The sequence below is a fragment of the Venatoribacter cucullus genome (genome assembly GCF_016132445.1).
GTDB lineage: Bacteria > Pseudomonadota > Gammaproteobacteria > Pseudomonadales > Oceanobacteraceae > Venatoribacter > Venatoribacter cucullus.
The window spans coordinates 2,249,200-2,266,628 of record NZ_CP046056.1 but is presented as its reverse complement, the minus strand read 5'-3'; the positions used below and the strand labels follow the sequence as shown (position 1 = coordinate 2,266,628).

At 56.3% G+C, this 17,429-nt stretch carries 16 protein-coding genes; 8 read left to right on the top strand and 8 right to left on the bottom strand.

Annotated elements, in window-relative coordinates; genetic code table 11:
* Window positions 1-105 precede the first annotated feature (105 nt).
* From coaE to GJQ55_RS10695, 8 genes are all read right to left on the bottom strand, one after another.
* Complete coding sequence (gene coaE, locus GJQ55_RS10730) at window positions 106-705, bottom strand: dephospho-CoA kinase (RefSeq protein WP_420907144.1); 600 nt, start codon at window positions 703-705, stop codon at window positions 106-108.
* Window positions 705-1,583 carry a prepilin peptidase gene (locus GJQ55_RS10725; RefSeq protein ID WP_228344963.1) on the bottom strand — a complete coding sequence of 293 codons (879 nt, stop codon included), beginning with the start codon at window positions 1,581-1,583 and terminating at the stop codon, window positions 705-707. Before GJQ55_RS10725 ends, coaE begins: the two co-directional genes overlap by 1 nt.
* Window positions 1,583-2,809: a type II secretion system F family protein gene (locus tag GJQ55_RS10720; protein ID WP_228344962.1), complete on the bottom strand. Its 1,227-nt coding sequence runs from the start codon at window positions 2,807-2,809 to the stop codon at window positions 1,583-1,585. Before GJQ55_RS10720 ends, GJQ55_RS10725 begins: the two co-directional genes overlap by 1 nt.
* 45 nt (window positions 2,810-2,854) lie before the next feature.
* Window positions 2,855-4,555 carry a type IV-A pilus assembly ATPase PilB gene (pilB, locus tag GJQ55_RS10715; protein ID WP_228344961.1) on the bottom strand — a complete coding sequence of 567 codons (1,701 nt, stop codon included), beginning with the start codon at window positions 4,553-4,555 and terminating at the stop codon, window positions 2,855-2,857.
* A gap of 76 nt (window positions 4,556-4,631) precedes the next feature.
* Window positions 4,632-6,476, bottom strand: coding sequence for a sulfatase-like hydrolase/transferase (locus GJQ55_RS10710; RefSeq protein ID WP_228344960.1), 1,845 nt, complete (start codon window positions 6,474-6,476; stop codon window positions 4,632-4,634).
* 219 nt (window positions 6,477-6,695) lie between these two features.
* Window positions 6,696-7,184, bottom strand: a complete 489-nt coding sequence (locus tag GJQ55_RS13405) for a pilin (RefSeq protein ID WP_275944423.1) — start codon at window positions 7,182-7,184, stop codon at window positions 6,696-6,698.
* 280 nt (window positions 7,185-7,464) lie between these two features.
* Window positions 7,465-8,310 (bottom strand): carboxylating nicotinate-nucleotide diphosphorylase, encoded by an 846-nt coding sequence (nadC, locus tag GJQ55_RS10700; RefSeq protein WP_228344959.1) that lies wholly within the window; start codon window positions 8,308-8,310, stop codon window positions 7,465-7,467.
* Window positions 8,285-9,667, bottom strand: a complete 1,383-nt coding sequence (locus tag GJQ55_RS10695) for an alanine/glycine:cation symporter family protein (protein ID WP_228344957.1) — start codon at window positions 9,665-9,667, stop codon at window positions 8,285-8,287. Before GJQ55_RS10695 ends, nadC begins: the two co-directional genes overlap by 26 nt.
* Before the next feature lie 77 nt (window positions 9,668-9,744).
* Here GJQ55_RS10695 and ampD point away from each other — a divergent pair, with 77 nt between their 5' ends.
* The 8 genes from ampD to yghU all read left to right on the top strand — a co-directional run bounded on the left by ampD (window position 9,745) and on the right by yghU (window position 17,425).
* Window positions 9,745-10,332, top strand: a complete 588-nt coding sequence (gene ampD, locus GJQ55_RS10690; RefSeq protein WP_228344956.1) for a 1,6-anhydro-N-acetylmuramyl-L-alanine amidase AmpD — start codon at window positions 9,745-9,747, stop codon at window positions 10,330-10,332.
* 9 nt (window positions 10,333-10,341) lie between these two features.
* Complete coding sequence (gene ampE / locus GJQ55_RS10685) at window positions 10,342-11,217, top strand: regulatory signaling modulator protein AmpE (protein ID WP_228344955.1); 876 nt, start codon at window positions 10,342-10,344, stop codon at window positions 11,215-11,217.
* On the top strand, window positions 11,217-11,792 hold the full coding sequence (locus GJQ55_RS10680) for a hypothetical protein (protein ID WP_228344954.1): 576 nt from the start codon (window positions 11,217-11,219) through the stop codon (window positions 11,790-11,792). The genes ampE and GJQ55_RS10680 overlap by 1 nt, the downstream gene beginning before the upstream one ends.
* A 34-nt stretch (window positions 11,793-11,826) precedes the next feature.
* Window positions 11,827-13,257, top strand: coding sequence for a DNA recombination protein RmuC (locus GJQ55_RS10675; protein ID WP_228344953.1), 1,431 nt, complete (start codon window positions 11,827-11,829; stop codon window positions 13,255-13,257).
* A gap of 102 nt (window positions 13,258-13,359) precedes the next feature.
* Window positions 13,360-14,130 carry a carboxy-S-adenosyl-L-methionine synthase CmoA gene (gene cmoA / locus GJQ55_RS10670; protein WP_228344951.1) on the top strand — a complete coding sequence of 257 codons (771 nt, stop codon included), beginning with the start codon at window positions 13,360-13,362 and terminating at the stop codon, window positions 14,128-14,130.
* A 10-nt stretch (window positions 14,131-14,140) separates the two neighbouring features.
* Complete coding sequence (cmoB, locus tag GJQ55_RS10665; protein WP_228344950.1) at window positions 14,141-15,142, top strand: tRNA 5-methoxyuridine(34)/uridine 5-oxyacetic acid(34) synthase CmoB; 1,002 nt, start codon at window positions 14,141-14,143, stop codon at window positions 15,140-15,142.
* Between the two features lie 342 nt (window positions 15,143-15,484).
* Window positions 15,485-16,537 carry a 3-deoxy-7-phosphoheptulonate synthase gene (locus tag GJQ55_RS10660; RefSeq protein WP_228344949.1) on the top strand — a complete coding sequence of 351 codons (1,053 nt, stop codon included), beginning with the start codon at window positions 15,485-15,487 and terminating at the stop codon, window positions 16,535-16,537.
* A gap of 45 nt (window positions 16,538-16,582) precedes the next feature.
* The gene (gene yghU, locus GJQ55_RS10655) at window positions 16,583-17,425 is read left to right on the top strand and encodes a glutathione-dependent disulfide-bond oxidoreductase (RefSeq protein WP_228344948.1); all 843 of its coding nucleotides are present in this window, start codon (window positions 16,583-16,585) and stop codon (window positions 17,423-17,425) included.
* Window positions 17,426-17,429: the final 4 nt, after the last annotated feature.

Sequence of the window (17,429 nt, the reverse complement as noted above, 5' to 3'; positions counted from 1 at the left end):
TTTTTTTCAATCGTTATGGGTATTTTCGGAGTTAATTTGTCGTTAAGGGTTGGGCGTTCAGGGTTCAGCGTGCCCGGTAGTAAAGCTCCAATGCTCGCCTAACGCTTAACCCTCAACGCTCAACGAGAGATACCTCTCATGCAACCCCTGCAGCTGCGCATACAACTGTTCCAGGCTACCGCTGTTATCCACCAGGTCGTCAGCGCGGGTACGGCGTTCCTGCCGGCTCAGCTGGGCGGCCATAATGCGGCGGATTTGTTCGGCGTCGTTGCCATCGCGGGCGCTGGCGCGTTGTAACTGTACTTCTTCCGGCACATCAATTAGCAGCGTGCGGGCCGTTAACTGTGCCTGGCCGGATTCAAACAACAAGGGTGAGCTGAGAATGGCGTAGGGTGACTGCGCCTGTTGCAGCTGGCGAATAATGCTGGCGCGGATGCGTGGGTGGGTTTGTTGTTCCAGCCATTGGCGCTCGGCTGGTTCGGCAAACACTTTCTGGCGCAGCCAGGCACGGTTCAGGCTGCCATCGGCCTGCAGTACCTCTGGGCCAAAATGCTCGCGGATGGCCTGCCAGGCCGGCTGGCCGGGTTCGACGACTTCGCGGGCGACGATATCGGCGTCCACCACCACAATGCCGAGTTTGGCAAAGTAGTCGCTGGCTGCACTTTTACCGCTGCCAATGCCCCCGGTTAAACCCAGCACCCACATCAGAAGTGTCCGACGTACCAGCGGGTAATGTCGTTGCCCCACAGTGCCGCAATCCAGCCGGCGGCGGCCAGATACGGACCAAAGGGAATGGGGACGTTTTTATCGCGGCCCTGCAGCAGAATGCCGGCAATTCCCACCACCGCACCCACGACGGACGACAGCAGAATAATCAGGGGCAGGCTTTGTACACCCAGCCAGGCGCCCAGCGCGGCCAGCAGTTTAAAGTCACCGTAGCCCATGCCTTCTTTGCCGGTGGCCAGTTTGAATAACCAGAACACCGACCACAGTAAACCGTAACCCCCAATGGCACCCCAGACGGCGCTGGTTAAATCGGTAAACAGGCCCTGCGTGTTAATGGCCAGCCCCAGCCACATCAGGCCCAGCGTCATGGTGTCGGGCAGAATCTGGTGGTCGATATCAATCACGGCCATGCTGATCAACAGCCAGGTAAATACCAGCATGGCGGCCAGTTGCCAGCCCCAGGGAAAGACCAGCAGCAATACCGCACTGAACAGCGCGGTGGCCAGTTCGACCGCCGGGTAACGCCAGCCAATGCGGGTGCCGCAGCTGGCACATTTACCGCGCAACAGCAACCAGCTGATGACCGGAATATTCTGCCAGGCTCGTACCGGCGCGTGGCATTTCGGGCAATGGGAATCGGGTTTCAGCAGGTTAAACGGCTTGTCCATGTTGGCCAGCGCCGGATGGTCGGGCAAGGTGCTGACCATCTCTTCACAATCGCGCTTCCAGCCCCGGAACAGCATGATGGGAAAGCGCAGAATCACCACATTCAGAAAGCTGCCGATCAGCAGGCCCAGTACCACCAGGCTGAGTACGGCCAGCCAGGGTTCGTTGCCGATAAATGCGAGGGTGGACATTACACCACGTCCCCCATCTGGAAGATGGGCAGGTACATGGCGATGATCAGGCCACCAATAACAATACCCAGGAACGCCATTACCATGGGTTCCAGCATGGCGGTCATGCCGTCTACCGTGGCATCGACGTCTTCTTCAAAGTAGGTGGCGGCTTTATCTAGCATGGCATCCAGAGCACCTGATTCTTCACCAATACTGGTCATCTGCACCACCATGTTGGGGAACACCCCGGTGGATTTCATGGCAAAGTGCATCTGCTGGCCGGACGAGACTTCATCACGGATTTTCAGCACCGCTTCACGGTACACCACGTTGCCCACAGCACCGGATACCGACTCCAGCGCTTCTACCAGGGGCACACCGGCAGCAAAGGTGGTCGAGAGTACGCGGGCATAACGGGCTACTGCCGCTTTGCGGATTAAGTCACCGAACACCGGTACCTGCAGGGTGAATTTTTCAAAAGCATCACGGAATGCCGGCGAGCGTTTCAGGCCCTGGGTAAAGCCCACACCGATAACGGCCAGAATACCGAAGGCGTGCAACCAGTAGGTTTGTGCCAGCACGGACAGATACACCACAAACTGCGTAGGCGCCGGCAGTTCAGCACCAAAGTTATTGAACATTTCCTGGAAGGTCGGCACCACTTTCACCAGCAGGATAATGGTCACAATAAAAGCGATGGCCAGCGTAACGGCCGGGTACATCAGGGCTTTTTTAATTTTCTTTTTCAGCGATTCGGTTTTTTCTTTATACACCGCTACTTTGTCCAGCATGGACTCCAGCGCACCGGCCTGTTCACCGGATTCCACCAGGTTGCAGGTTAAATCATCAAAGTATTCCGGGTGCTGTTTCAGAGCCGAAGCAAAATCGTTACCCGCCGAGACGCTGTCACGGATGGTGTACACCAGCTCTTTCATCGAGACGTTGTCCATGCCATCGGCAACGATGTCGAACGACTGCACCAGCGGCACACCGGCTTTGATCATGGTGGCCATCTGGCGGGTAAAAAAGGTGATGTCTGATGACTGAATTTTCTTTTTCTTCGGCCCACCAATGCCAAACAGCGGCTGCGCGGCTTTGCGCACTTTCAGCGGGTTTACACCCTGTTTGCGCAGCTGGGCTTTCACGATAGCGGCGTTCTGGCCCGACATTTCGCCCTTAATGGTCTGCCCGCGGCGGTTGGTGCCTTCCCAGGTGAAGCTGCTGTTTTTAATTTGTTTGGCCATAAGCTTTATTTATCCATAAAGGTGCGCAGGGCACGGCGACAAGCGTCAGTCGGTGGTTACGCGGTTGGCTTCTTCCAGGCTGGTTACCCCTTGTGCCACTTTCATCAGGGCCGAGGTGCGCAGATCGTTAAAGCCTTCTTTGCGGGCAGCGTCCGAAATTTCGATGGAGTTGCCGCCCTCCATAATAATACGGGAGATGCTGTCGGTAATTTTAACTACTTCATAAATACCAACACGGCCTTTATAACCGCCTTTGCATTGTTCGCAGCCCACCGGCTTATAAATTTCGGCATCCTGCAGCTGGGCTTCGGTAAAACCGGCTTCCAGCAGCGTTTCTTTGGGGATTTCAGCCGGTACTTTACAGGCTGAGCACAAGCGCCGGGCCAGACGCTGGGCAATGATCAACGATACCGAGGTGGCAATGTTAAAGGACGGTACGCCCATGTTGGCCAGACGCGTTAAGGTTTCGGCGGCGCTGTTGGTGTGCAGGGTGGACAGCACCAAGTGACCGGTCTGGGCCGCTTTAATGGCAATGGAAGCGGTATCCAGGTCACGGATCTCACCCACCATCACCACGTCCGGGTCCTGACGCAGGAACGAACGCAGGGCCGCGGCGAAATCCAACCCCACGCGGGCGTTCACGTTCACCTGGTTAATACCTTCCAGGTTAATTTCCACCGGGTCTTCGGCGGTGGAAATATTGGTGCCTTCGACGTTCAGAATATTCAGGCCGGTGTACAGCGATACGGTTTTACCCGAACCCGTGGGCCCGGTAACCAGAATCATGCCCTGCGGGCGCGCCAGCGCTTCCATATACAGGGCTTTCTGTTCCGGCTCGTAACCCAGCATATCAATGCCCAGTTTGGCCGACGACGGGTCCAGAATCCGCAGTACGATTTTTTCGCCCCACAACGTGGGCAAGGTGTTTACCCGGAAGTCGATGGCCTTGGATTTGGACAGCTTCATCTTGATGCGGCCGTCCTGCGGAATCCGCCGCTCGGAAATATCCATTTGCGACATCACTTTCAGACGGGCAGCAATTTTACCGGCCAGATTCACCGGCGGGCTGGAGACTTCGTGCAATACACCATCGGTACGGTACCGCACGCGGTAGCGCTTTTCGTAGGGCTCAAAGTGAATATCGGACGAGCCGGCTTTAATAGCATCCAGCAGCATTTTGTTCACAAAGCGCACAATCGGTGCGTCATCGCCAGTGCCTTCTTTGCTGTCGGCTTCCTGTTCTTTACTGCGGGCTTCCGGGTCTTCCAGGTCGACATCTTCGAAGTCGCCGCCCAAATCCCCCAGGCTGTTGTCGTTGGCGGCCAGGAATTTATCCACCGCGTGGGACAATTTATCTTCTTCCACCAGAATGGCTTCGATGGTCATGCCGGTGGCGAATTTGATTTCATCAATGGCCAGCATGGCCGAGGGGTCGCTCTGGGCGATGTACAGCCGGTTGCCACGCTGGAACAGCGGCAACACACGGTGCTTTTCAATTAATTCACGGCTGACCAGCTCTTTGGGCATTACTTCAAAATCGAAGGCGGTCAGATCCAGCAGCGGTACGCCAAACTCTTCCGAGGCCAGCAGCGCCACCGGGCGCGCTTTCACCTGCCCGGAGGCGACGGCAGCCGTTACAAAGCTGGTTTTATCCTGCCGGGACTTATCCAGTACCTGCTGTGCCTGCTGGCTGGTGATCAGATTTTGTTCGACAAGACGGCGTGGCAAACCGGTCAGCACGGCCATACGCTAATTCCCCAAAGGCGTTCTGGTTTTTGGGCCTGAACATACCAGACAGGCCCGTAATGCGCCAGCCGTATGCTCAGTGGCTGGCGCGTTGGCAGTGGTTTTGCGGCTGCCGGTAACAATCCAGAGCCTGCAATAAATGCTCCTGTGGAGCCTGGCTCAGTTCAGAGCGGTTAAGCGTTTGCCACTGGCTGGTATCGCGGTTAACCCACAGAAAGGCATCCGGGTTGTTGGAGTCTGACATCAGCAGCTCTTCGTTATACACCACCCCGAATTGTTTTTTCGGCAGGTTGAAGCGGATAAATTCATCGCTGATCACCAGCCGGCCGGCGCTGTTCACAGAGTAACCATCGGCAAGGTCTTTGACCTTATCGCTTAACTCCCGGGCGTTGGCATCGGGCTGGGGTAAATCCATCATGATGCCGGTCTCCATAAACAAATAGCGGTTTGCGGCAGCGAGCGGCACCGCCGGAGGAATCGGCGTGCCATCCAGCCATTCTGGCAACGGTTGCTGCAATAGCGTCAGGACGGTGGGGCGGATATCCACCAGTGATACCGGGGTGTGGATCGGAGTATTCCGGCCGCTGGCCATTGGGTTGCTGGCTATTGGGTTGCCGGTGTGGCGGATATTAACCATCACATTGTTCTGATCGCGGCTCAGCAGGCTGTTGCCATGACCACGAAGAATCTGACCAAACTGCTTGGCCGGAGTACGGTCAGTTCCCGTCCACAACGGCAGTTCGTTGCCCAGGCCTTCGCCATGATCCGACAGCAGAATAATGATGGCATTATCCAGCCGCCCTTGCGCCTGCAGGCCGGCAAACAGGTTTTCTATTTGCTGATCCAGCGCCTGCAATGATTCGCGATACAACGCCAGTTCATCCTGCAATCCTTTACCGGGCTGATACGAACGCCAGCGGTAAGGAAAATGCGCCAGACAAAAATGCCCGGCCATAAACAAGGGTTGTTCGCTGCTGGCCTGGTCGGTGTGTTGCAGAATGCTGTGCACAAAGGTTTCCGGCTGGTAGGTCACGCTGCTGACCCGGTTATTGTGCAGGCTGGGGAATAACCATGCGCCAATGGCGGAGTTCAGAAAATAACTGCTGAGCGGGTGGTCGGCAAACAGGGGAATAACAAAATCAATGGCACCTACCGTTGGTCCCACCGTGGCATCAAAACCGTAGTCTTCATTAATGTTGTTGAAACGCCGTTCGTCCTGAGCGTACAGGTTGTAGAAACCCAGCTTTTTTAAATCGGCCGGCAGCATATCGGCGATTTGTTCGGGTTTGAATTCGGTCAGGTTAAAGCGCACACCGGAAGTGGCCGGATAACGACCGCTTAAAATACTGTTCCAGGCGGCATAGGTGCGCCCCAGCGGCGTAAATGCCTGGGTGTAGTTATGGCCACCGGCCAGCAGACTATTCACAAAGGGCATGCGGTCGGAATGTTCGCGCGCCTGATACAGCGATACCGAATCCATACCAATCAGAATCACATCCGGCTGTGGGCGTACAGATTCTGCCGCATCGGCCTGCACACTGTTCAGGTTAAAGGTTGCGATGGGGGCAGATGGCAGCAGTGGCCACAGCAAAAACAACGCTGCCATGCCCTGCCACAAGGCGTTTTTTTTGGCTGTGCGCAGATTGATCAGCCAGGTAATAACCGTGCTGATAACCAGCAGCAAAAAAGCCACCAGACCAATGGTTTTGTAGGGGGAGTCCGCGGAAAAACTGTCGGAAATTCTTGCTATTTCCAGCCAGGGGAAATGGGTAACGGCATAGCCGGCAATAGCATAAAACAGTAAAAAGAATATCCCGATGGCGGCGGGCACGAATAAACGGGGACGGAAACCGGCAACGGCGTTGGCATTGCTCAGGCACAGTATTAAAACACTAAGAAAAATCAGGCTGTGCGCCAGCATAAAATATCCGAGCTGGCGCAGTAAAATGGGGTGTAATACTAATGACCAATCAATAGCTTTCTGCGGGGAGAGCAATAGAAGAGATTGCCATCCAGGGATGCTGATGAGTAAGTACGCAAAAGCGATAAGGACTGTTGCTAAGAGATAATTATTTTTCATTGTTGCTAGTCGGGAATAAAAAAGCCGACCAGGAGGTCGGCTTTTTCGTGCTAACTTAAATTAGTTAGTACGTGGCAGGAATTTCGCATCAACCGGAGTAGTACCAGAACCAACGCGAGTTTCCCATACAACAACGCCATTGCTGTTAATGGTTGGGAACAATTCGTATGATGAACCAGCTAATTGAGCAGGAACACCATCATTCACAGTGGCAAACTGAAGACGGAAGTAAGAACCAGTACCGTTAGCTGCTTGTGTTACAGGAACCATGGTGATGGAAGCAATTTTACCTGCAGCGTGAGTAGCTGGTGTTGCCGCATCAATACCGGTGTAGTCATCCAGTTCTGCAATAGTGTTTGGCAGGCGTGAATAACGTGCAGCAAATTCACCCAGAGCCAGCTGCAGCGGACGAGCTACTGACAGAGTGTTGGTGGCATCGGTACGCAGAACGTAGTTCTGGTACTGCGGTACGGCTACAGAAGCCAGAATACCGATGATCGCAATAACGATCATCAATTCAATTAAGCTGAAACCCTTTTGAGTTTGCATAGTCTTTCTCCACTCTCGATCGAGATTTTTTAGTTATGGATCCAACCACGCTGTTGCCAGTGGGCTGGTTTTCCTTGTCATCGTTATGACATGCAGTGCAGTCTGCCAACCTTGTTGCAGAGCGGCAAGAGGTTGGCGTGCCTTTTCAGCGGTTTTTTGATACAGGTCGCAAAGTGGGGCGTTGGTTTGCTCTGAAAGTGTCAGCAGGTGACAAATTTGGTCACTTTTCAGGCGCTTAGCGTCCTTGCCAGCGTACTGCAGGCAACCGTTATAGCAATGGTCAGACCAAACGCATCGACAGGTCGATGGCTTTGCAGTCTTTGGTTAACGCGCCAATGGAGATGTAATCCACCCCGGTGTGGGCGTAGGGCAGCAGGGTGTCGTTGGTAATGCCGCCGGAGGCTTCCAGTTTTACCTGCGGGTTGCGCTGGCGGCTGTGGGCGACGGCGGCGGTCATGGCGGTGGGGCTGAAGTTGTCCAGCATCACAATGTCGGCGCCGGCGTTTATGGCTTCGTCCAGTTGCGCGACGGTTTCTACTTCTACTTCTACCGGTTTGCCGGGGGCAATCTGGTGGGCCTGCTGCACCGCTGCGGCAATGCCGCCAGCGGCCATAATGTGGTTTTCTTTAATCAAAAAGGCGTCGTACAGGCCGATGCGGTGGTTGTAGCAACCGCCGACGGCCACGGCGTATTTCTGTGCGATGCGCAGGCCGGGGATGGTTTTGCGGGTATCCAGTAATTTTACCCCGGTGCCGGCAACGCGGTCGGCGTAGTGGCGGCAGCGGGTGGCGGTGCCGGACAGGGTTTGCAGGAAATTCAGCGCGCAGCGTTCGCCGGTTAATAAAGAACGGGCCGGGCCACGCAGTTCAAACAGCACCTGATCGGGGCGAACCCATTCGCCTTCGCGTACGCGCCATACCACCTGTACGGTGGGGTCAACCTGGCGGAATACCTCATTCACCCAGGCAACGCCGGCAATAATGGCGCGCTCGCGGGTAATAATGCGGGCGCGGGCCTGCTGGCTGGCGGGAATCAGCTGCGCGGTAATATCGCCACTGCCGATGTCTTCCTGCAGAGCAATGCGAACGGCGGTGATGATGTCATTGGTGTGCTGACGCAGATCCATGGGTGAGGTAACTCCGGGTTAATTTGAATACAACCGGGCTGAGTAACAGCAGCGCCAGTAAGTTTGGCAGCGCCATCATGGCGTTGAGGGTGTCGGCCAGCAGCCAGGCGACGTCCAGTTCGCGGGTGGCACCGATGGGAATGGCCAGCACCCAGATCAGCCGGAAAACGGGTACGGATTTTACACCGAACAGGTATTCGGTGCATTTCTCACCGTAAAACGACCAGCCAATAATGGTGGTGAACGCAAACACCGCCAGCCCCAGGCTAACAATAATATTGCCGTAGGCGGGCAGGCCCAGGCTGAAGGCCATGGCCGTTAATGGCGCGCCGCTGAGGCCTTTGCCGGGCACACATTCGGCCAGTTCGGGAGCGCACAGTTGCCAGGCGCCGGAGGCGACAATCACCAGCCCGGTGATGGTGCAGATAATGATGGTGTCGATAAAGGTGCCGAGCATGGCGATGCTGCCTTGGCGCACCGGGTCGCGGGTTTGGGCGGCGGCGTGGGCGATGGGGGCGCTGCCAAGGCCGGCTTCGTTGGAAAAGACGCCGCGCGCCACGCCAAAGCGGATGGCGGCCCACACGGCGGCGCCGGCAAAGCCACCCACCGCAGCGGTCGGGTTAAAGGCGTGGTAGATGATCAGTTCAATAGCCTGTGGAATTCGATCGGCGAAGATAATCAGCAGGATGACGCCGCTGACCACATACGCCAGCGCCATAAAGGGCACAATTTTACCGGCCACCGTGGCAATGCGGCGGATGCCGCCCAGCAGCACCAGTCCGACCAGTACGGCGATAACGATGCCGGTCAGCCAGGTGGGCACGGCAAAGTTAGAGTGCAGTACATCGGCCACCGAGTGTGACTGCACACCGTTGCCAATGCCGAAGCCGGCCAGCATGCCAAAGAAGGCAAACATTAAGGCCAGCCAGCGGAATTTTGGCCCCAGCCCGTTGCGGATGTAATACATGGGGCCGCCAACGAAGTTGCCGTTGGCATTTTTTTCGCGGAAATGCACCGCCAGTACCGCTTCGCTGTATTTGGTGGCCATGCCGACCATGGCAATCATCCACATCCAGAACAGCGCACCTGGGCCGCCGGAGGCGATGGCAGTGGCCACGCCGGCAATATTGCCGGTGCCAACGGTGGCAGCCATGGCGGTCATTAAGGCGTTAAAACCAGAAATGTCGCCGTCGCCATGGCCTTTGCGGTTTTTCCACAGCAGGGCAAACCCCGGCCCGATATGCCGCACCGGGTAGGCTTTCAGGCCCAGCGTCAGATACAACCCGGTCAGGCCAATCAGCAACAGCATGGGCGTGCCCCATACCCAGCCGTTAACGGTTTTCAGTGCTTCCAGCATGACAGTTTTCCGCGCTTAAACGTATGATGGGCCCGATAATGCCAGAGCAACGCCATTTGAGGCCAGACCAGCACGCTATGAACCCATTACCGGGCACACTGTCTTTTTCTGTTACGGATGGCTGGTTACAGCCGGCCCGTCATTGTCCGTCGCCGAATTGCGGCCCGCGGCCAGCAGGGCAGGCGGGTGAAATCAGCCTGCTGGTGGTGCATAACATCAGCCTGCCGCCGGGGCAGTTTGGCGGCGGTTATGTGCAGAGGTTTTTCTGCAATCAGCTGAATAAGGACGAGCACCCGTATTTTGCCGACATTGCCGGCTTGCAGGTGTCCAGCCATTTATTTATTGAGCGCGATGGTGCCATTACCCAGTTTGTCAGCTTTGCTGACCGCGCCTGGCACGCCGGACGCTCATGTTACGGCGGGCGCAGCGAATGCAACGATTTTTCCATCGGCATTGAGCTGGAAGGAACCGATACGCTGCCCTACAGTGACCAGCAATACAATGTGCTGGCGGCGTTGCTGCCGGCATTAAGGGCAGAGTATCCGGCGCTGGTGCCCAGCCGTATTACCGGCCACGAACAGATTGCCCCGGGGCGTAAAACCGACCCGGGTAATGCCTTTGACTGGCAACGATTGTTTGTTTCACTGTGTCAGACACGCGCTTAAGAGGATGCTATGAAATTTCTGATTGTGTTTATTGCCCTGCTGCTGCAGTGGAAATTACCGCTGCCACCACGCAGTGTGCACAGCCGCAGTTTTGCCGCCTGGCTGGCGCTGTGGCAGCGGCTGAGTTTTTTCAGCCGTTTACCCCGGCACGTTAAATACGCCTTGCTGGTGGTGTTACCGGCGCTGCTGATCACCGCTGCGTTCTGGTACAGCGAGCGTTTTGTCTGGGGGCTGCTTACCCTGGCGCTGGAAGTGCTGTTGCTGCTGTATGTGCTGGCGCATGTGGGCATTCAGAAACACCTCGATCAATACCGCGAAGACCTGCGCAATGGCGATACACAGGGGGCCTATCGTTGTGCCGGTAAATATCTGGCTGGGCAGAATGTGGACGTGGCTGAAGACGCCACCCAGCTGAATGAGCAGGTGATTAAATCGTTGCTGCACCGCTGGTTTGAATACTTCTTCCTGATGGTGTTCTGGTACATGGTGGCTGACGTTGGCGGCATTCTGCTGGCCTGGCTGACCGTACAATACGCCCGCGCCAGCGTTTGCGATGAACGTGCCTGGCGTTATCTGCACTGGCTGGAATGGATACCGGTACGGCTGCTGGGCCTAACCTTCGGCCTGGCCGGCAACCTGATGCGGGCACTGCCGGTCTGGAAACAACATTTATGGCAATGGCAGGCGCACAGTGCTGACGTGCTGTTTGAGGTGGCCAACGCCGCCATGGCCGACAGTGACCAGCCGCGCCAGTGGCACAATGCCGCCGACGATGCCGAAGCCGCCGCCAAAGACCTGGAAGAATGGCAGCAGCTGCACCTGCGTTCGGTATCGGTGTGGATGGTGATGATCGCCATGGCCACCATCGGTGGCTGGTTGTTGTAATGCGGCTGCGAATGATGGGGTTGCTGTGGGCGGTACTGCTGCTGGCGCTGCCGGCCCGTGCCGAGTTGTTATTAACCCCTTATATGAGCCTGGCCGCTGGTTTCAGCTGGCAACGCCTGCCGGATAATAATCCGGCGGCGGGCAGTGATGGCCGCACCACGGTGAACAGCGAAACGCTGTATGTAAACGGTGGCATTGAATGGCTGCCGGGTCTCAGCACCGGTGTGATGGCGCGGCTGTGGGGTGACCGTAATGTGAACACCAACTCGGATGTGTTGCAGTTCGACGGCATCAGCATCGGCTGGGATGTTACCCTGCGTCTGCCGCTGGAACTGGCCGGTTTGTCGCGTGGCAGTGGCCCTTACTGGCGTTATGGCCAGCACTGTTGGGCGGCCGCAGCGGCGGGCATTGTGAACCCCTGGAGTGATGACGACTGCTCGCCCATACAGACCTGGGGCATTAATTTTCCGCTGCCGGATTCCCCTGACCTGGTCATTTTTGCCGAATACGCCCGCACCGATTTTCTTGATATAGAAAGCCGCGCCGTTATCGCCGGCGTGCAGGCGCGTTTTTAATTCAGACATTTTGTTTACGTTGCAGGAAAACCTTATGGAACTGTCGTTACCGCTGCTGGCGCTGGCCATTGCATTACCTGGCCTGGCGTTGTTCAGCGCCGGATTTTTGTGGCAAAAAGCCGGCCGGCAGGCGCTGTTAAACCGCATTGAAGAACAGCAACAGCAATTTCAGCAGCAATTGCAGGAACAACAGCTGGAACAGGTGCGCCTGCAGGAACGTAATACCAACCTGCAGCAGCACAATGCGCAACAGCAGCAATGGCTGGAGCAGGCGCGTCATGATGCCGCCCAACAACAGGCGGAGTGGGGGCAGCAACTGCAAAATCTGCAGCGCCAGTTAGCCACCGAACGGGAAGCACGGCTGCAGGAACAAAAACACGCCGATGAAAAACTGGCACTGCTGGCGGAAAACAAAACCCAGCTGCTGCAGGAATTTGAAAACCTGTCGCAGAAAATATTCGAGCACAAACAAAAGCAATTTGGTGAACAAAGTCAGAAAGGGCTGGAATCCCTGTTAAATCCGTTTAAAGAACAACTCGAAGGGCTGCGCAAAAAAGTCGACGATGTGTATGTGGCCGATGCCAAAGACCGCAGCGCGCTGAAAACCCAGATTGAACAGCTGCATCAGCTTAACCAGCAGATGACCGCCGAGGCCCATGCTTTAACCACGGCCCTGCGCGGCGAGAAGAAAACCCAGGGTAACTGGGGTGAAATGGTGCTGGAGCGGGTGTTGGAACGCTCGGGTTTGCGCAACGGTGAAGAATATGTGCGCGAGCAAAACCTGCAGGATGATAACGGCAAAATTTATCGCCCCGATGTGGTGGTGAATTTGCCGGAAGGCAAACACATTGTGATCGATTCCAAGGTGTCGCTGAACGCCTATACCGATTATGTGAATGCGGCAACCGATGAAGAGCGCACGCAGGCCTCCCGCCGACATTGCGACGCGGTGCGCAACCATATCCGTACCCTCAGCGATAAAGCCTATCAGACACTGCCAGATCTGAATGCGCCGGATTTTGTGTTTTTATTTATGCCGGTCGAGCCGGCTTTTATGCTGGCGTTTCAGCAGGACGAGCAATTATTCAACGATGCCTTTGAACGCCGCATTGTGGTGGTCACGCCCACCACGTTGCTGGCGACGTTGCGCACCGTGGCCAGCCTGTGGACCTTAGAACGCCGCAACCGCAGCACCGAAAAACTGGCGGAGCAGGCCGCTAAGGTGTACGACAAACTGGTGTCGGTGGTGGAGCGTTTTGAAAAAGTCGGCAGCCAGCTAAATACCGTACAGAAAACCTACGACGACGCCTGGAATGCCATGAAATCCGGCCGTGGTAATTTACTCAGCCAGAGTGAAAAATTCCTGCAGTTGGGTGTGCGGGTGAAAAAAGAGCTGGCCCGTGATCTGGCTGAAGAAGCCTTGGAACAAGATGGCCAGTTGCTGCCCGCCGACAACGATCACTGAACAACAGAACGAACGAACCGAACAGCCAGCCAGCCCGCGCTGGCTGCCGCTCCGGCCATGGGCTAGAATGCGCGCCCTGTACAGAAAAGCGCCAGTCTTGCCATGACCACCATTGATCCCAAGCCCGATACTCACTCTGCGGCAGCCGCCAGCCAGCCCGATACCATTTACAGCACGCCGTTGACGCAAGTGCCAGGGTTTGCCTTTGATCAGGCGGTGGCGCGGGTATTTCCCGATATGATCAAACGCTCGGTGCCGGGCTATGCAGAAACCGTGGCGATGTCGGGCATTATTGCCGGCCGTTACGCGCAGCCGGGTTCGAACCTGTACGATCTGGGCTGTTCGCTGGGTGCCGTTACATTGGCCATGCGCCATGGTGTGCGCGCCGAAGGTTGCCACATTATCGGCATCGATAATTCCGCTTCTATGATTGAGCGCGCCGAACATTACGTGGCGCTGGACGAAGGCCGGGTGCCGGTACAGATGCTGTGCGCCGATATTCTGGATTATCCGCTGGAGCGGGCGTCCGTTACCTCGCTTAACTTTGTGCTGCAGTTTATTGCGCCGGAGCAGCGGCTGGCGCTGTTAAGCAACATTGCTGCCGCTACCTTACCGGGTGGCGCGCTGATTCTGTCGGAAAAATTATGCTTTCCGGAACAGGAGCAGCGTCTGCAGGACGAATTGCATCTGGATTTCAAGCGCGCTAACGGCTATTCCGAACTGGAAATTGCCCAGAAACGCAGCGCCATTGAAAACGTCTTAATTCCGGAAACCGAACAGGCCCATGTTCAGCGCTTACAAGCTGCCGGTTTTTCCCAGGTAATCCGCTGGTATCAGTGTTTTAATTTCGTGTCGTTCCTGGCCATTAAATAAGCAAATTTTTATGTTAAACGAACAGACCATTCTGCATTGGTTCGACGATGTGCTGGCATTTATGCAGCATGGCAAGCTGGCGCCCTGGGCGGCGGTGTTGCCACAGCAGTTGCAGAAAATTCTGCAGGAAAAAGAGCACGGTGATCAGCAACGCTGGCTGGACGCCGTGGCCGCGCTGCCGGAAATTGACCAGGTGCAGGCGGATTTAACGGCGCACGATTTAGGCCTGCACAGCCCGGTTATTACGGCTGAGCAGGAGCAACAATTACACAGTGCGCTGCGCGGTTTAATGCCGTGGCGAAAAGGCCCGTTTCAGTTTTTCGGCACCCATATTGATACCGAATGGCGTTCCGACTGGAAATGGCAGCGGGTGGCGCCGCATATTGCGCCGTTAACCAACCGGCTGGTGCTGGATGTCGGCTGCGGTTCCGGTTATCACGTCTGGCGTATGCTCGGCGCTGGCGCGGCGCGGGTAATCGGCATTGACCCGTCGCGGTTATTTTTAATGCAGTTTCAGGCCTATAAAAAATACCTGCAGGCCGCCGGTCAGCGCGCCGATGCCGATTTATTGCCATTAAAAATGGAAGACGTACCGGCCAATTTAAAAGCCTTTGATACGGTGTTTTCCATGGGCGTGCTGTACCACCGTAAATCGCCCATTGAGCATCTGCAGGAACTCAAAGATGCACTGCGCCCCGGTGGCGAACTGGTGCTGGAAACCCTGGTAATAGAGGGTGCGCTGGGTGACGTGCTGATGCCGGAAGACCGCTACGCCATGATGCGCAATGTCTGGTTTATTCCCAGCACCGAAACGCTGTTGCTCTGGTGCCGGCGCGCCGGCTTTAAAAACGCGCGGGTGGTGGATTTAAACCAGACTTCGCTGCAGGAACAGCGCCAGACCGACTGGATGCGTTTTAACTCGCTGGCCGATTTTCTTGACCCGGCCGATGTGAATAAAACCGTTGAAGGCTATCCGGCCCCGCTGCGTGCGGTCATTATTGCCGAAGCCTGAACCGGTTTTGCAACAGTCTGATGCCGCAACGCTGGCGTTGGTGGGGTTGAAAACTCAGATAAGCGGCGTATATTCGTTGGCATGAACACACAGAACTCCTGCTCCGTACACTCTCTTAACCGCACTGCAGCTCAGCCTGCCGGTGCGGTTGTGGCTGTGTGCGGCTGGTGGTTTGGTTATGGCTATTACTTTAGCCAGAGGCCGGGCCGCCCCTGATCTGAGCCATGCTCAGACAGCCCCAGGGCAGCTCGGTACACACCGACTGCCACCGGAATACAAAACCCCGCTGGCAGTCCGCCAAGCGGGGTTTTTTTATGATCTTTTTCCGGTACGAGGCACAACATGAACACAACAAACACCCTGGATTCCAACCGCCGCGAATTGGCGGTTCGCCCCCTGAGTACACCGCGCGACTTAAAGGCAGAGATGCCGTTAAGCGCAGAATTAACCGTGCAGATTGAGCGTCAGCGTCAGCACATCCGCGAAGCGCTGCATGGCCAGTCGGACAAGTTGCTGGTCATTACCGGCCCTTGCTCTATTCACGATGAAACGGCGGTGCTGGATTACGGTCGCCGGTTGGCGGCGCTGAATGAGCAGCTGGGCGACCGTCTGTTACTGGTGATGCGCGCCTATGTGGAAAAACCACGTACCAGCATTGGCTGGAAAGGGCTGGCCTACGACCCGGAACGCAGCGGAAACGGTGATATGGCCGCAGGCATCCGCCGTTCCCGCGCGGTGATGCTGCAGCTGGCCGAGTTGGGTTTGCCGCTGGCCACCGAAGCGCTGAACCCGCTGGTGATGAGCTACCTGGACGATCTGATCAGCTGGACTGCTATTGGTGCACGTACGGCGGAGTCGCAGACGCACCGGGAAATGGTCAGCCATTTACCCATGCCAGTGGGCATTAAAAACAGCACCGATGGTTCGGCCGCCAACGCCGTGAACGCCATGATTGCCGCCCGTCACAGCCACCATACGCTGGGCGTGGATGCCGATGGCCGGCTGGTGATGCTGGATACTCCCGGCAACCCCGATACCCATCTGGTGCTGCGCGGTGGCCGCGGTATTACCAATTACGATACCGATTCCATTGCCGCCGCGCTCACCACGTTGCAGCAGGGCGACTGTGTGGCCAAAGTGCTGGTCGATTGCAGCCATGATAACGCCTGCAAACAGCACGACCGGCAGCCAGCCATTGCCCGCGATGTCGTGGCGCAGCGGGTGGCGGGTAATAACGGCATTCTGGGGCTGATGCTGGAAAGCTTCATTACCGCCGGGCGGCAGAACGACGGGGCCGAATTAATCTACGGCCAGTCCATTACTGATGCCTGTATTGGTTGGGATGAAACAGAGCGTTTACTGGTTGAATTGCATGACATGCTGGCCGGCGCCTGAACGGCGGGGCACAATCATCAGCATATTTAACGCAGGAGCAGTGGCATGACCGATTCTTATATTCCACCTAAGGTCTGGCAATGGCAGCCAGGCAATGGCGGCGCATTCGCCAGCATTAACCGGCCGATTGCCGGGCCAACTCATGAGAAAGCACTGCCACGAGGCCAGCATGCGCTGCAGCTGTACTCTATGGGTACGCCCAATGGCGTGAAAGTGACCATAATGCTGGAAGAATTGCTGGAAGCGGGAATTACGGCAGCAGACTATGACGCCTGGTTAATCCGCATTCACGAAGGTGACCAGTTTGGTTCCGGCTTTGTGGCGGTGAATCCGAATTCCAAAATTCCGGCATTGCTCGATTACAGCGTAACGCCGCCGCAACGGGTGTTTGAATCGGCCTCCATCCTTCTGTATCTGGCGGAAAAATTTAATGCCTTTATTCCGGCTGCACCGGCAGCGCGGACTGAATGTTTTAACTGGCTGTTCTGGCAAATGGGCAGTGCGCCTTTATTGGGTGGCGGTTTCGGACATTTTTATGCCTACGCACCGGAAAAATACGAATACCCCATTAACCGTTACGCCATGGAAGTAAAACGCCAGCTGGATGTGCTGAACCGGCATCTGGCCGACAACCGTTATATGTGTGGTGACGACTACAGCATTGCCGATATGGCCATCTGGCCCTGGTACGGCGTGTTGGTGCAGGGCGGTTTATACGAAGCTGCGGAATTTCTCGATGTGCAGAGTTATACCCACGTGCGCCGCTGGGCCGATGAAATTGCCGCGCGTCCGGCGGTAAAACGCGGGCGTATCGTCAACCGCACCTGGGGCGAGCCGCACGAGCAGCTGGCCGAGCGGCACAGTGCAGCGGATTTTCCGCCGCTCTGATCAT